Origin of the sequence: Microbacterium sp. CGR2 (assembly GCF_003626735.1) — a bacterium.
Lineage (GTDB): Bacteria > Actinomycetota > Actinomycetes > Actinomycetales > Microbacteriaceae > Microbacterium.
The window spans coordinates 3,332,082-3,347,200 of record NZ_RBHX01000001.1 but is presented as its reverse complement, the minus strand read 5'-3'; the positions used below and the strand labels follow the sequence as shown (position 1 = coordinate 3,347,200).

Genomic DNA, 15,119 nt, shown 5'->3' with positions numbered 1-15,119 from the left:
GACGCTAGTTCGTACATCGGACATTCGCTCATGATGACGTTCTCGGTTATCCACAGCCCGGCGGCATGGCATCCGTGAGACACCTAACCTGCCGGGATGGACTTCCGCTCCGTGCTGATCGTGCTCGCGCACCTCGCCCTCCTCGGCGTCGGAGGATGGCTGATCGTGACCGATCTCCGCACCCATCGCCTGCCGAGCCGCATCGTGCTGCCGACGCTGGCGTCGCTGATCGCACTGGGAATGATCGATGCGGCGGCCACTGCGCACGGCGAGGCCCTGGTCCGTGCACTCCTGGGGATGCTGGCGCTCGGCGGCTTCTACACCGTCCTGCGATTGCTCAGCCGGTCGGGGATGGGTGGCGGTGATGTGAAGCTCGCCGCCGTCATCGGCTTCGTCCTGGCCTGGCACAGCTGGCAGGCCATCGCCGTCAGGGCGGCATCCGCATTCGTGCTGGGCTCGCTCTTCGCATTCACGCTGATCCTGCTGCGACGAGCGAACGGATCGACGCGCATCGCGTTCGGCCCCTGGATGATCGCGGGTGCTCTCATCGGCATCGTCGTCGGATGACAGGACTACGCTGAACCCATGGCACTTGCACGACTTCACGGAGGCCCGCTCGACGGGCAGATCATTCCCCTCGGCGACGCAGACGACAAGCTGATCGTCCCCTACAGCGAGACGCAGGTGGTGTACAACCGCCGGGGCGAACCGCAGAACACCGGATCCGAAGACGGGCCGACCGAGATCGACTACTGGTTCGACGAAGCCCTCGAGGATCTCACTCTCAACGATGACGACTGAGCCGTCCCGCACGGTCGAGGTCGAGCGCAAGTACGACGTCGGCATCGAGACGCCGCTGCCGAGCTGGGATGCCGTTCCCGGCGTGGACGAGGTGTCGGTCGGCGAGACCAGAGCTCTGGACGCCCGGTACTTCGACACCGCCGACGGCACCCTCTCGCGTGCCGGCGTCGCGTTGCGTCGTCGCACCGGCGGACCCGACGAAGGATGGCATGTGAAAGGGCCGCGGCAGGGTGACGGTCGCCTCGAACTCGGGTGGCCCCTCAGCGACGGTGACGAACTGCCCGAGCCCGTCGCCGCCACCGTGTCGGGCTGGACGAGCGAACCCCTGACGCCGCTGGCCAGGATCGAGAACGACCGCACCGCTTACCTGCTCACCGGCCCGAACGGCGTCGTGGCGGAGTTCGTCGACGACCGGGTTCGGGCCACTGACCTCCGCCGGGGCGTGCAGCGCGAATGGCGGGAGTGGGAGATGGAACTCGGTCCGGCGGCTCCGGCCGACGAGGCCGGCAGGGCCGCCTTCTTCGCCGCGGTCGAGAACGCTGTCCGCGCAGTGGGTGGGCGTGACTCGGCCTCTGGGTCCAAACTCGCCCGCGCCCTCGGAGCCTGAGCAGGACGAACACTCCACATGAGCGGGCGTGGAGCGCAACCCCCTTGGGGTGAAGGCTCGCGCATGCTTGAGTGACCTCATGAGTTATCCCGTCATGCTCCGGTCCCTGCAGACGATCGTTCCCGAGACGGAACTGAAGCAGGAAGAGGTGCGAGACGTCTTCGCCGCCCAGCCGGAGATCGGGCGGCTCGCGAAGCGCATCGTGTCCGCGTCGTTCAACGGTTCCGGCATCGACACGCGGTACACGGTCCTGGAGGAGTTGTCCTTTTCGGCGGACGAGGAATCGCCGCTGTTCTTCGATCCGAAGAGCGGGCTTCTGCTCTCTCCCGGAACGAAGGCACGCAATGAGATCTACATGCGCGAAGCGGGCGCACTCTACGTCCAGGTGGCGCGACAGACGGTGGAAGCGGATCCCGACATCGTCGCCGCAGACGTGACGCATGTGATCACCGTCTCCTGCACCGGCTTCTATGCACCGGGTCCTGACTACGAGATCGTCCGCGCCCTCGGCCTCTCCGAAAGCGTGCGCCGCTACCACCTGGGTTTCATGGGGTGCTACGCGTCGATGCCCGCTCTGCGTGCCGCCAGCGAGATCTGCGCAGGGAACCCGGATGCCGTGGTTCTGATCGTCAGCGTGGAACTGTGCACCCTGCATCTGCGCTCCTCGGATGATCCCGACATGATCGTCGCAACCTCCCTCTTCGCCGACGGCGCGGCCGCCGGCCTCGTCACGGCGCGCACCTTCGACTCCGACGTTCCCGGCTTCGCGCTGGATCGCTTCCACACGGGCCTCATCCCGGAGGGGAAGAAGGACATGGCGTGGACCATCGGCGACGCCGGGTTCGAGATGATCCTGTCGACGGCCGTCCCCCAGCTCATCGGCGACAACATCTACGCCGCGCTCCGTCCGCTCTACGAGCCGGAGACCGCGTTGGTGGAGGCGTTCGATGGAGAAGACATCGGAAGTCAGGTGCAGCACTGGGCGATCCACCCCGGCGGGCGCAGCATCCTCGACCGTGTCCAGGACAAGCTGCATCTCAGTGACGATCAGCTCCGACCTCCCCGTGAGGTGCTCCGGCGCTACGGGAACATGTCCAGTGCCACGGTGCTGTTCGTGCTGCGCCGCATCCTGGATCAGGAAGAGGCACGCGACGGCGAGCGGGTCGCCGCCATGGCATTCGGCCCCGGCCTCACCGCCGAGACGGCTCTGATGACGGTCGTCGCCCCTCGTCGCGCATGAGGGCCGACTTCTCGACGAGGGACGTCGACGCTCGAGAGCTGATGGACGATCCGCAAGCGGATGCGCGCATGCTCGCTCGCACCTACGGGCGATTCGGCTTCGTGAATGCGCTGGTCTCGCGTCCCGGGCTGATCTACCGTCGCGACATCCGGCCGCGGGCCACCGCTGATCGACCATTGCGCATCCTCGACATCGGGGCCGGTGGGGGAGACCTGTGCCGCCTGATCGCCGGGCGCTTGCGACGTGACGGGTTCGCGGCGGAGATCACCGCGCTCGATGCGGACGCGCGGGCCATCAGCTGGGCGTCGGCCCACGACGGGGGAGCAGGCCTGCGCTATCGGTGTGCTCTCAGCACCCGACTGGTGGAGGAAGGCCAGACTTTCGACGTCGTCCTGAGCAACCACGTGCTGCACCATCTCGACGACGACGAGTTGCAGACGGTGCTGGAGGATTCCCGGCGGCTGCTCGGGCGGAACGGGCTGGTGGTGCATCACGACATCGCCCGAAGCCGGACGGCGTACGCGCTGTTCGCGGCGGCGACCTGGCCACTGTCGCGGAACATGCTGGCGGATTCGTTCATCCGAGAAGACGGACTCATCAGCATCCGGCGCTCGTACACGCGTGAGGAGCTGGCCGCGGTGGTGCCGCAGGGGTGGATTGTGCGCCAAGGGGTGCCGTCGCGCCTGGAACTGCGTTGGGAGCAGGGCAGTGCCGCATCATGATGTGCTGATCGTCGGAGCGGGGCCGGTCGGCCTGATGCTCGCCGGCCTGCTGTCGAAGGACGGGGTGCAGGTGGCGGTGTACGAGCGACGCACGGATGCTGACGCCCGCACCCGTGCGATCGGCATCCACCGGCCCGGCCTCGACGCCTTGGACGCCGTGGGCGTCGGTGCGCAGGCGCGTGCGGAAGCGCTGCATCTCCGGGGCGGCGAGGTCCGCAGCCGCGGCAGAAGTCTCGCGTCGCTCTCTTTCGGGTCTGACCGTCCGGTCTTGATCCTTCCTCAACCGCGCACAGCCGCGATGCTGCGCACCCGGTTGCACGAGCTGTCGCCCGACGCTCTGCGTCGCGGGTGCACCGTGCAGTCGGTGCACGACGACGGAGACCGCGTCCGCGTCGAGATCGACACCCCGGACGGAAGGCAGACCCACACCGCTTCCGTCGTCGTAGCCGCCGACGGGGTGCGCAGTCGACTCCGGGAACGGATCGGTTCGACCTGGCGCCGTCAGACCGGAAGAGCGACCTACAGCATGGTGGATGTCGAAGACCCGGCGACCGACGAGCGGGCCGTCCTGTACTGCGAACCGGCAGGCCTCGTCGAATCCTTCCCCCTCCCGGGTTTCCGCCGACGATGGGTCGTCAGACAGCAACGCGGTGCGGAGCCGCTGAACACCGCTGCCGCTTTTCGAGACGCCGTTCATGGGCGCACCGGCATCCGGCTGCAGGTCGCCGACCCGCCCGTATCGTTCGTCGCTGCCCAGCACACCGCGTCGCGGCTCCGTCGGGGCAGAGTGGTCCTGCTCGGGGACGCGGCGCATGAGATCAGCCCCATCGGCGGGCAAGGGATGAACCTCGGGTGGACGGATGCCGTTCGCCTGGCCACCGTGCTCTCTCGCGCTCTGCCGCGACGCATGCCGGATCTGAGCGCCTACGAGCGCGACGTGCGGCACTCGACGCGGTCAGCGCAGCGACGCTCGGCCTTCTACATGTCGATGGGGGCTCCGGTGCCGATGCTCGTGGCCCGACCGCGAGAAGGGTTGATCCGCGCGCTGGGCACGGCGCCACTGCAGCCGTGGACATCCGGGCTCATCACGATGCGCGGGGTGTGACGCACGAAGGCCCCGATCCCTGAACGGGACCGGGGCCTTCGTCGCATTGAGTCGCGCCGCGTCAGAAGTTGATCATGTGACCGGCGAGTCCGTGGAAGCCCTCCTGCAGCGCCTCCGACAGCGTCGGGTGCGTGTGCACGTTGCGGGCGAGCTCCAGAGCGGTGAGGTCCCACTTCTGCGCGAGAGTCAGCTCCGGCAGCAGCTCCGACACGTCCGGGCCGATCATGTGAGCGCCGATGAGCTCGAGGTGCTCGGCGTCCGCGATGAGCTTGACGAATCCGACGGGCTCACCGAGACCGTGTGCTTTGCCGTTGGCCATGAAGGGGAAGTTCGCGACCTTGATCTCGCGTCCTTCGTCCCTCGCCTGCTGCTCGGTCAGGCCGAACGAGGCCACCTGCGGCGAGCAGAACGTCGCGCGCGGCATCATGCGGTAGTCGCCCAGGGTCTGGGTCTCGGCGCCGCCGATGGTCTCGGCGGCGACCACGCCCTGTGCCTCGGCGACGTGCGCCAGCTGCAGCTTGGCGGTGACGTCGCCGATGGCGTAGATGCCATCGACGTTCGTGCGCATGTGATCGTCGATGTCGATCGCGCCGCGCTCGGTCAGCTTCACGCCGGTGCTCTCGAGACCGAAGCCCTCGATGTTCGGGGCGAAGCCGACCGACATGAGGACCTTGTCGGCCTCGATGGAGCTCTGCTGTCCATCCTTGCCGGTGTAGGTGACGGTGACGGAGGAGCCGTTGTCGACGACCGTCTCCACCTTGGTGGAGGTGAGGATGTCGACACCGTAGTTCTTGTACTGCTTGGTGATCTCTTTCGAGACGTCGGCGTCTTCGTTGGGGAGGGCACGGTCGAGGAACTCGATGATCGTGACCTTGACGCCGTAGTTCGTCATCACGTACGCGAACTCCATGCCGATGGCGCCCGCGCCGACGATCACGATCGACTTCGGCAGTTCGCGGCTGAGGATCTGCTCCTCGTAGGTCACGACGTTCTCGCTGAGCTCGACTCCCGGAAGCAGTCGCACCTTCGAGCCGGTGGCGATGATCGCGTTGTCGAACGTGACCTCTTCGGTGGAGCCGTCGGACTTGGCGACGGAGATCGCCTTCGGCCCGGTGAAGGTGCCGCGGCCGTCGTACTCGGTCACCTTGTTCTTCTTCATCAGGAAGTGGATGCCCTTGACGCGTCCGTCGGCGACGACACGGCTGCGATCGAACGCCTTGCCGTAGTCGATCGTGAACTCACCGGAGATGCCGAAGAAGTCGGCCTTGTGGTTCAGCGTGTGCGCGAGTTCAGCGTTCTTGAGAAGCGCCTTGGAGGGGATGCAGCCGACGTTGAGGCACACACCGCCCCAGTACTTCTCTTCGATGATGGCCGTGGAGAGGCCGAGCTGTGCGCTGCGGACGGCGGCGACGTACCCACCAGGACCGGCACCGAGGATGACGACATCGTAATGAGGCATGCGTTAAGCCTATCGCTCCGTAGGGGGTGCGGAACCTGGAGTGGAGTTGCTCCGTGGCCGACGCAGGATGAGCCAGACGGCCAGCCCCACGATGATCAGGACACCGACGATCGACAGCACCCAGATCCACGTCGTGGCGTCGGCGCCGTCGCTCTCGTCGGCAGTCGGGGTGGCGGATGCTGACGCCTCGGGCGTCGTCTCGGTCTCCGCGCTCGGCGCCGAGGTCGTGGGAGCCGCGCTGGGCTGCGCCGTCGGCACCGCATCGGAAGCGGTGGTCACAGAGAAGGAGAATTCGTCCGAGGTCGGGTGTCCGTCACTGGAGACGACTTTCCAGATGACGCGATACTCGCCCGCGGGGCCGGAACCGGTCAAAGGCTGCGTGACGATGGCCCCCTCGACCGTCGCTGGTCCCTCCGAGACCTGATCGCCGTTGGGATCGGTCACGACGACCTCGGTCGCGCCTTCGCCGTCGATCAGCTTGGCGCTGAAAGTGAGCGTCAGCTCATCGGGGAGCGTCTCCACCTCGCTGTCCGCGGCCGGCGACGAAGCGACGAGAGAGTCGTGAGCCGAGGCGGAGAGAGGGGAGAAGAGGATCAGGAAGGCGGCGAGCAGGGTCGCGGCGAGGGCGAGCGGGGCGGCGGTCAGAGGCGGGGTGGTGGTCTTCACGGCCCCACCCTATGAAGAGGCGGTATGTGATCGCTGAGTATCAACACGGCTCCCGCGAGCCCCCCGGCATCCGTTAGTCTGGACATTCAGGAGGGCACAGTGACAGACAGCGACAGCCGACCGGCCGGAGAAGCCGCCATCCACCGTTCCGGTGAGCAGAAGCACGACGTGACGCAGACGTTCGGACACGATTCCGATCTGTCGTTCGTGCCGTTCGGCGTGGAACTCACCGACGTCGAGCAGTCCGCGATCGCGGCATTGCCTGCGGGCTCAGCCTTGCTGCTCGTCCGCTCCGGCGCACTCGCCGGCGCCCGCTACCTTCTGGACACCGACGTCACCACCGTCGGACGCCACCCGGAAGCAGACATCTTCTTCGACGACGTCACGGTGTCGCGTCGGCACGCCGAGATCACCCGCAACGGCTCGTCCTTCGAGATCGTCGATCAGCGCTCCCTCAACGGGACCTACGTCAACGGCGAACGTGTCGACCGCAGTGTTCTCGTCGATGGCTCCGAACTTCGAGTCGGCAAGTTCCGGCTGAACTTCTTCATCTCACCAGCGGATCGCCAGGCGGCGAACGCCTGATGGCGGCCACTCCCGCCCGCGAACGCTCAGCGTCCGCGGGCCTGCTGAGTATCGGGCAGGTGCTCGCTCGGCTCACCCCGGAGTTCCCCGATCTGACGTCCAGCAAGCTTCGCTTCCTCGAGGTCCAAGGCATCGTCAGCCCTTCGCGCACCGATTCCGGCTACCGCAAATTCTCCGCCGCCGACATCGAGCGGCTGCGCCTCGGCCTCACCTTGCAGCGAGACCACTACCTTCCCCTCAGCGTGATCCGCGAGCAGTTGGACGAGGTGTCGGCCAATGGCGAGACGACAGCGCTCGTCCCGCCGCCGTCCATCACCCCCGCACCTCGCCGATACCGTCGGGCCGAGCTGCTCGCCGCTGCCGGCGCGGGGCCCCAGCTCCTCAATGACGCGATCAGCACGGGCGTCATCTCCGCCCAAGAGCACTACCCCGAAACCACTGTCACGCTGCTGCGGGGCCTCGTCGCGCTCGATCGTCACGGAATCGAGCCGCGTCACCTGCGTTCGCTCCGGCAAGGAGCCGATCGCGAAGTGGCTCTCATCGAGTCGGCCATGTCGTCGTTGCTGCGGCGAACCGATGCCGCGTCGCGCGCGAAAGCCAGCGAGTTGGCTCCCGAACTCGCGTCGAAGATCGATGAGGTGCGCTCCCTGTTCGTCAAGGATGCGCTGTCCCGGGTGCTTTCGTAACGAACTGATTGCGACACACCTTCGGGGTCACGCGGATGTCATTGCCGGTGCTCCAGCACTGCTCTAGCGTGGAGATAACCGTTCCAGGGAGGATTTCAGATGAATGCGGACGAGCTCGGAGGCGACTCACGGTTCGCGCCGGAACTCCTCTTCACGGACGGACTCCCGGCCATGGATGATGAGGTCGGGTATCGCGGGGCGGTAGCCGCGCGCGCGGCGGGCATCACGTACCGGCAGCTGGACTACTGGGCGCGCACCGAACTCGTCGAACCGACGGTCCGCGGCGCCAGCGGGTCCGGCTCGCAGCGACTCTACGGATTCCGCGACATCCTCGTCCTCAAGCTCGTCAAGAGCCTGCTGGACACGGGCATCTCCCTGCAGCAGATCCGCACGGCCGTCGACGAACTGCGTCGCGCCGGCATTCGTGATCTCGCGGGAACGACTCTGATGAGCGACGGTGCCTCGGTGTACCTGTGCACGTCCAACGACGAGGTCATCGACCTCGTCAGCCGCGGGCAGGGAGTCTTCGGCATCGCCGTGGGCAAGGTGCTTCGAGAGGTGGAGTCGACGCTGGTGGCGTTCGACGCGACGTCACCGGACCCGGTCGACGAACTCTCGGCACGTCGCTCGAAGCGCTCCGCCTGACCGTTGCTCGCGTTCAGACAGCGCGACGGACGCTCGAAGCGCTCCGTCTGACCGTTGCTCGCGGTCGGACGGCGCGACGGACCACCGTCACCGCGTGTGCGGAACGGGCGGCCGGCGGTGAGCGTCAGGCGTTGTCGGGGAGAGCGATGCGTCCGGTGCGGATGATGCGGTCGAGCAGCTGGTCGAAGTCCGCAGCGAGCTCCTGAGCCGAGTCGCCGGGCCAGATGTGCAGCGGCTTCGCAGCGCCTTGGGCCTGCTGCAGCGAGGTGCGCTCCGGCAGCTGCGGCGCGAGGACGAGGGGCCCGAACATGTCGCGGAGCTCCTTGATGCGGAACTGGTGCTCGATCGACTGCGGGCGGACGCGGTTCACGACGATGCCGAGCGGCTGAAGTCGCGGGGAGAGTCCGCGGCGGATCTCCTCGATCGCGCGGAGGGCCCGGTCAGCTGCCGCCACGGAGAAGAGTCCTGGTTCGGTGACGACCATCACGCGATCGCTCGCGGCCCACGCGGTGCGCGTCAGAGCGTTCAGCGACGGCGCGCAGTCGACGAGCACGAGGTCGTAGTCTGCTTCGACGGCAGCGAGCGCCTCTTCGAGCTTCCAGACGTCTCGCACACTGGGGTGAGGGCCGTCGAAGTTGATGGCGGAGGGGCTGCCGATGAGGACGTCGATCGTGCCGGGGTGAACCTTCGCCCACCCGCTGGAGGTGATCGCCTGACGGACGACCTTCTCTTTCGGGTTCGCGAGGACATCGGCGATGTTGAGTCGTCCGGCCACTTGGATGTCCATCCCTGTGGACACGTCGGACTGCGGGTCGAGGTCGACGACGAGCGTCCGGACGCCTCGGGCGAAAGCCGCTGAGGCCAGCCCGAGTGTCACGGTCGTCTTGCCGACGCCCCCCTTGAGAGAGCTGACGCTGAGTACGTGCACGACCCCCACGTTACCTTCCCCTAGGCTGAGCACACACTCAGCCCCGCCCCTGCACGTCGAAAATGCCGTGCATCGAGCTCTCAGAGGTGTGCATGTTCCAGAAGATCCTTGTGGCGAACCGTGGCGAGATCGCGATTCGCGCATTCCGAGCGGCATATGAGGTCGGGGCGCGCACTGTCGCGGTCTTCCCCCATGAGGACCGCGGATCGGTTCATCGGCTGAAGGCCGACGAGGCGTATGAGATCGGCGAGCGTGGGCATCCGGTGCGTGCGTACCTCGACGTCGACGAGATCATCCGAGTGGCCCTGCAGGCGGGAGCGGATGCGATCTACCCGGGATACGGGTTCCTGTCGGAGAACCCCGAGTTGGCGGAGAAGGCGGCTGCGAACGGCATCGTCTTCATCGGCCCGCCCGCGTCCGTCCTGGAGATGGCGGGGAACAAGGTCGAGGCGAAACGCCACGCCATCGAGGCAGGGGTGCCGGTGCTCCGCTCGACGGAGGCGTCCGACGACGTCGAGGCGCTCGTCGCTCAGGCGGAGGGGATCGGCTTCCCGCTGTTCGCCAAAGCGGTGGCGGGTGGTGGCGGTCGGGGGATGCGCCGGGTGGAGTCGCCTGGCGACCTCGCACCCGCGCTCGCTGAGGCCATGCGCGAGGCTTCCAGTGCTTTCGGCGACGGACGGATGTTCCTCGAGCAGGCGGTCCTGCGCCCGCGGCACATCGAGGTGCAGATCCTCGCGGACAAGACCGGGGAGACGGTGCACCTCTTCGAACGCGACTGTTCGGTGCAGCGCCGCCACCAGAAGGTGGTGGAGATCGCTCCTGCTCCGAACCTCGACGAGGACACCCGTACGGCACTTCATGCCTACGCGGTCGCATTCGCCCGTTCCATCGGCTACGAGAACGCCGGCACGGTGGAGTTCCTGCTCGAGACGGCGGGGGAGCGCACCGGCGAAGTGGTCTTCATCGAGATGAACCCGCGCATCCAGGTGGAGCACACGGTCACCGAGGAGGTCACCGACGTCGATCTCGTGCAGAGTCAGATGCGCATCGCATCGGGACAGAGCCTCGCCGAGCTCGGGCTGCAGCAGCAGGATCTCCGTCTGCGGGGTGCAGCGTTGCAGTGTCGGATCACGACGGAGGATCCCGCCCACGGCTTCCGCCCGGACACCGGGAAGATCACCACCTACCGCTCACCCGGCGGCGCCGGCATCCGCCTCGACGGTGGCACGGTGCATCAGGGCGCGCAGATCAGCCCGCACTTCGATTCGATGCTGGCGAAGCTGACCTGCCGTGGTCGCGACTTTCCCGCCGCGGTCGCTCGTGCGCGCCGCGCGCTGGCGGAGTTCCGCATCCGCGGGGTCTCGACGAACATCCCCTTCCTGCAGGCGCTTCTCGACGACGATGCCTTCGTGGCCGGCGACGTCAGCACGTCGTTCATCGACGAGCGTCCCGGGCTGCTTCGTGGTCGTGTCTCGAAAGACCGCGGAACGAGACTGCTGAACTGGCTCGTCGACGTCACCGTCAACAAGCCCCATGGCGATCACCCCGGCGTGATCGACCCGACCGGCAAGCTCCCGGACACCGACCTGACGGCCGAACCCCCAGCCGGATCGCGACAGCGCCTGCAGGAGCTCGGTCCGGAGGGCTTCGCGCGCAGCCTGCGTCAGCAGACGGCGTTGGCGATCACGGACACGACGTTCCGTGACGCCCACCAGTCGCTCCTCGCGACCCGCGTGCGCACGAGGGACCTCGTCGCGGCGGCGCCCCATCTTGCACGGCTCACGCCGGGCCTGCTCTCGGTGGAGGCGTGGGGTGGGGCGACCTATGACGTCGCCCTGCGGTTCCTCGGGGAAGATCCGTGGGAGCGCCTCGACAAGCTGCGCGCCGCGCTCCCGAATGTGGCCATCCAGATGCTGCTCCGCGGGCGGAACACCGTCGGTTACACACCGTATCCGACGGCCGTCACAGAGGCGTTCGTGGCGGAGGCCGCGGCCAGCGGTGTGGACATCTTCCGGATCTTCGACGCGCTCAACGACGTGGAGCAGATGCGCCCGGCCATTCAAGCCGTGCGAGACACAGGCACCGCGGTCGCAGAAGTGGCTCTCTGCTACACGGGAGACCTGCTGAACCCGGCGGAAGACCTCTACACACTGGACTACTACCTCGACCTCGCGGAACGCATCGTCGAAGCCGGCGCGCACATCATCGCCATCAAAGACATGGCCGGTCTGCTGCGCCCCGCTGCCGCGGCCAAGCTCGTGTCGGCGCTGCGCGAGCGGTTCGACCTGCCGGTTCATCTGCACACTCACGACACACCCGGCGGTCAGCTCGCCACGCTTCTCGCCGCCAGCGGTGCAGGGGTGGATGCGGTGGATGCCGCTTCGGCACCGCTGGCCGGGACCACCAGCCAGCCCTCCCTGTCATCTCTCGTCGCGGCGCTCGCGCACACGGATCGGGACAGTGGCATCGCGCTCGACGGGGTATCGGATCTGGAACCGTACTGGGAGGCGGTACGCCGGCAGTACGCGCCGTTCGAGTCCGGGCTCGCGGGGCCCACGGGGCGCGTCTATCACCACGAGATCCCGGGCGGACAGCTCTCCAACCTTCGACAGCAGGCGAAGGCGCTCGGGCTCGCAGACCACTTCGAACTCATCGAAGACATGTACGCGGCCGCAGACCGTATCCTCGGCCGGGTGCCGAAGGTGACGCCGTCGTCCAAAGTGGTCGGGGATCTCGCACTCCACCTCGCTGCGGTGAAGGCGGACCCTGCGGACTTCGAAGCCAACCCCGACAAGTACGACGTCCCCGACTCGGTCGTCGGTTTCATGGCAGGCGAGCTCGGCGATCTTCCGGGCGGATGGCCGGAGCCGTTCCGCACCAAGGTGCTCGCAGGACGCTCCGTGCGCACGGGACTCACCGAGATCACCGACGACGATGAGGCGGCCCTCTCCGGGACCAGCACCGAGCGGCGCGCGCGGTTGAATGCGTTGCTCTTCCCCGGGCCCACCGCAGAATACCTCGAGCGCCGTGAGGTGTTCGGCGACCTTTCCGTCCTCGACACCAGCGATTATCTCTACGGGCTCGTGCAGGGACAGGAGCACCTGATCGAGATCGATCGCGGTGTCCAGCTCTACATCGGTCTCGAAGCCATCGGCGACGCAGACGACAAGGGCATGCGCACGGTGATGACCACGCTCAACGGCCAACTGCGGCCCGTGTTCGTGCGCGACCGCTCCGTCGCCGTCGACGCGCACGACGTCGAGAAGGCCGACACCTCCGTGCCGGGTCAGGTCGCTGCTCCGTTCTCCGGTGTGGTCACTCTCCAGGTCGAGGTGGGGGCGGCCGTGCGCGCAGGCGAACCGGTCGCATCGATCGAAGCGATGAAGATGGAAGCAGCCATCACAGCGCCCATCGACGGGGTCATCGAGCGGCTCGCGATCTCCGGACCGCAGCAGGTCGATGCCGGCGATCTTTTGGTCGTCATCCGTTCCGCGCACTAATCTTGTGCGGCGGAGGGCCGCGCACCCGAGCGCCTGAGGCCCCGCAGGCTTGGAGCGACATCGTGACCCCGAAAAACCCCGTAGAGCCCGACGAGAACCTGTTGGGAGTGCTCGATGACACCGCGTCCGTGGATACGGCTGGGATCGGCATCCTCGGCAGGACCGCACAGGTGAGCGTGAATCTCCCCCCGGAGGAAGACGACGATCTCGCGGACGAAGGCATCGTCGACGGCGAGGTCGTCGGGGCGCTCGTCATCGACGCACCGGTGGAAGCGGCGCCGAGGACCGCTGCTTCGGTCCTCGCGCCCACCCCGGACAGGGAGACCGTCCCGGAATCCGTGGCGCCCGCACCTGACCCGGAGACCGCTCCGGAGACGGTGGCACGCGACAGCGTCCGCGCCTTCGTCCGTGAGCCTGCTCCGGCGCCGGCGCTGGAGACTATCGTCGACGCCGAGGTCGTGGAAGAGTCGGAACCGGCCGACGTGTCCCGGCACGTGGTCGCTGATTCGACATCGTCCGGAACGGAACGGCCCGGCGCCGCGCCGTCCGTCGAGAAGGAGATCACCGCCGTGCCTGTCCCCGAAGAGAAGCCCAGCGTCCCGCAGCCGGTTCGCTCTGCGGTTCGCCCCGAGGGTCCGCTGACGTCGAAGCGGTTGGACGAGTTGGGGGAGTCGGGCCGTGAGTCCGCCGATCTGCTCACTGCCGATCGTCTTCTCGACCCGCATCGGGTCGCGCGTCCGGAACCCGAGGGAAGCTGGAGTCATTTCCTCTACGCGCTCTCCGGACGTCGGATCAACATCGGAGACGGAAGGCGTGCCCGCGAGCGCAAGGCCCTGACCGCTCGGATCGCAGCGCCGCTCGCGGGAGGCGCGCGCTTCGTCCCGGTGCTGTCGCGCAAGGGCGGAGTCGGAAAGACGACGATCACCGCTCTGCTCGGCATGGCACTCGCCGATGCCCGTGAGGATCGTGTGATCGCGGTCGACGCCAACCCCGACCGAGGCACCCTTGCCGAACGCATCGTTCGCCCGCACCACTCGAAGTCTGTGCGCGATCTGGTCCGCATCCGCGACGACATCAAGGGCTATCACGACCTGTCGGCGATCGTCGCGCGCGACGCCACACGACTGGACGTCTTGGCGTCCGATTCGGATCCGCGCATCGCCGAGGCCTTCAGCGACAGCGACTATCGGGATGTGGCGGACGTGGCGGCCCATTACTACTCGCTCGTCCTCACGGACACCGGGACCGGGATCGTGCACTCCGTGATGTCGGCCACCCTCGATCTCGCCGACCAGATAGTGATCGTGTCGGGCCTCAGCGTCGACGAGGCGCGACTCGCATCCGAGACGCTGACCTGGCTGGAGACGAACGGGTACGCGGAGCAGGCGCGTGAGGCGATCGTGGTGCTGAACCAGTCGACGCCGGGTACACCGCTGGTGCGGTTGAACGAACTGCAGGCGCACTTCGCCACGCGGGCGAAGAGTGTCATCCGGATGCCGTATGACCCGCAGATCGCCGGCGGCGGGACCATCGTGTACGCCAACCTGCAGCCGGAGACCCGCGTCGCTGCACGGGAGCTCGCGGCGAGCCTGGTCGAGGGCCTGCGGGCGAAGGTCGCCTGATGGCAGTACGCGACATCCGCATCTTCGGTGATCCGGTTCTCCGCACCGTCTGCACGCCGGTCGACGAGGTGGATGACGGCATCCGCGCTCTGGTGACCGATCTTCTGGAGACCGTCGAGGTGCCCGGTCGCGCGGGCGTGGCGGCGCCGCAGATCGGTGTCGCCGTCCGAGCGTTCAGCTACAACGTCGACGGGGACATCGGGTACATCCTCAACCCGGTGCTCACCGAGGTGCGCGGTGATCCGGTGCCGACGGGGGAAGGATGCCTGTCGGTTCCCGGCCTCTGGCACGACGCGCTGCGCCACCCGTGGGCGCGCGTCGAGGGCATCGACCTCGATGGGAATCCGGTCGTGCTCGAGGGGGAGGGCCTGCTGGCTCAGGCGCTGCAGCACGAGACGGACCACCTGGACGGGAAGCTCTATCTGTCTCGTCTCGATCCGGAGACGCGGAAACGCGCGATGCGCGAAGTGCGGGAGAGCTCCTGGTTCTGAGTGACGCCGTCGCAGCCGAACGAGAAAGGCCCGGCTCGAGCGGGGCCTTTCTCGTTTCGGCA

Annotated in this window: 15 protein-coding genes; 12 read left to right on the top strand and 3 right to left on the bottom strand. The window is 67.4% G+C overall.

Going from position 1 to position 15,119, the window contains the following annotated elements; genetic code table 11:
- Positions 1-96 precede the first annotated feature (96 nt).
- The 6 genes from D7252_RS16835 to D7252_RS16810 all read left to right on the top strand — a co-directional run bounded on the left by D7252_RS16835 (position 97) and on the right by D7252_RS16810 (position 4,475).
- Positions 97-567, top strand: a complete 471-nt coding sequence (locus D7252_RS16835) for an A24 family peptidase (protein ID WP_120776437.1) — start codon at positions 97-99, stop codon at positions 565-567.
- 18 nt (positions 568-585) lie between these two features.
- Positions 586-801: a response regulator gene (locus D7252_RS16830; protein WP_120776436.1), complete on the top strand. Its 216-nt coding sequence runs from the start codon at positions 586-588 to the stop codon at positions 799-801.
- Complete coding sequence (locus tag D7252_RS16825; RefSeq protein WP_120776435.1) at positions 791-1,408, top strand: CYTH domain-containing protein; 618 nt, start codon at positions 791-793, stop codon at positions 1,406-1,408. The genes D7252_RS16830 and D7252_RS16825 overlap by 11 nt, the downstream gene beginning before the upstream one ends.
- Positions 1,409-1,487: 79 nt before the next feature.
- The gene (locus D7252_RS16820; RefSeq protein WP_251050755.1) at positions 1,488-2,648 is read left to right on the top strand and encodes a type III polyketide synthase; all 1,161 of its coding nucleotides are present in this window, start codon (positions 1,488-1,490) and stop codon (positions 2,646-2,648) included.
- Between the two features lie 41 nt (positions 2,649-2,689).
- Complete coding sequence (locus D7252_RS16815; RefSeq protein WP_251050754.1) at positions 2,690-3,370, top strand: methyltransferase domain-containing protein; 681 nt, start codon at positions 2,690-2,692, stop codon at positions 3,368-3,370.
- Positions 3,357-4,475: an NAD(P)/FAD-dependent oxidoreductase gene (locus D7252_RS16810; protein ID WP_147406756.1), complete on the top strand. Its 1,119-nt coding sequence runs from the start codon at positions 3,357-3,359 to the stop codon at positions 4,473-4,475. The genes D7252_RS16815 and D7252_RS16810 overlap by 14 nt, the downstream gene beginning before the upstream one ends.
- A 61-nt stretch (positions 4,476-4,536) precedes the next feature.
- Here the strand turns inward: D7252_RS16810 and lpdA are convergent, their stop codons facing one another.
- Both lpdA and D7252_RS16800 read right to left on the bottom strand, forming a co-directional pair.
- Complete coding sequence (lpdA, locus tag D7252_RS16805; RefSeq protein WP_120776431.1) at positions 4,537-5,934, bottom strand: dihydrolipoyl dehydrogenase; 1,398 nt, start codon at positions 5,932-5,934, stop codon at positions 4,537-4,539.
- A 9-nt stretch (positions 5,935-5,943) separates the two neighbouring features.
- Positions 5,944-6,600, bottom strand: a complete 657-nt coding sequence (locus D7252_RS16800; RefSeq protein WP_120776430.1) for a copper resistance CopC family protein — start codon at positions 6,598-6,600, stop codon at positions 5,944-5,946.
- 99 nt (positions 6,601-6,699) lie between these two features.
- Here D7252_RS16800 and D7252_RS16795 point away from each other — a divergent pair, with 99 nt between their 5' ends.
- The 3 genes from D7252_RS16795 (at position 6,700) to D7252_RS16785 (ending at position 8,516) form a co-directional block, all read left to right on the top strand.
- Positions 6,700-7,185 carry an FHA domain-containing protein gene (locus D7252_RS16795; RefSeq protein WP_120776429.1) on the top strand — a complete coding sequence of 162 codons (486 nt, stop codon included), beginning with the start codon at positions 6,700-6,702 and terminating at the stop codon, positions 7,183-7,185.
- Positions 7,185-7,871, top strand: a complete 687-nt coding sequence (locus D7252_RS16790; protein ID WP_120776428.1) for a MerR family transcriptional regulator — start codon at positions 7,185-7,187, stop codon at positions 7,869-7,871. Before D7252_RS16795 ends, D7252_RS16790 begins: the two co-directional genes overlap by 1 nt.
- Before the next feature lie 99 nt (positions 7,872-7,970).
- Positions 7,971-8,516 carry a MerR family transcriptional regulator gene (locus D7252_RS16785; protein ID WP_120776427.1) on the top strand — a complete coding sequence of 182 codons (546 nt, stop codon included), beginning with the start codon at positions 7,971-7,973 and terminating at the stop codon, positions 8,514-8,516.
- 124 nt (positions 8,517-8,640) lie between these two features.
- On the opposite strand, the gene D7252_RS16780 is transcribed toward D7252_RS16785, so the two are convergent.
- Entirely contained in the window at positions 8,641-9,444 is an 804-nt protein-coding gene (locus tag D7252_RS16780) for a ParA family protein (protein WP_120777034.1), read from the bottom strand.
- Positions 9,445-9,536: 92 nt separating this feature from the next.
- On the opposite strand from D7252_RS16780, the gene D7252_RS16775 reads away from it, so the two are divergent.
- The 3 genes from D7252_RS16775 to def all read left to right on the top strand — a co-directional run bounded on the left by D7252_RS16775 (position 9,537) and on the right by def (position 15,057).
- The gene (locus tag D7252_RS16775; protein ID WP_120777033.1) at positions 9,537-12,944 is read left to right on the top strand and encodes a pyruvate carboxylase; all 3,408 of its coding nucleotides are present in this window, start codon (positions 9,537-9,539) and stop codon (positions 12,942-12,944) included.
- A 62-nt stretch (positions 12,945-13,006) separates the two neighbouring features.
- Positions 13,007-14,566 carry a MinD/ParA family protein gene (locus D7252_RS16770; RefSeq protein WP_120776426.1) on the top strand — a complete coding sequence of 520 codons (1,560 nt, stop codon included), beginning with the start codon at positions 13,007-13,009 and terminating at the stop codon, positions 14,564-14,566.
- Positions 14,566-15,057: a peptide deformylase gene (def, locus tag D7252_RS16765; protein ID WP_120776425.1), complete on the top strand. Its 492-nt coding sequence runs from the start codon at positions 14,566-14,568 to the stop codon at positions 15,055-15,057. The genes D7252_RS16770 and def overlap by 1 nt, the downstream gene beginning before the upstream one ends.
- Positions 15,058-15,119: the final 62 nt, after the last annotated feature.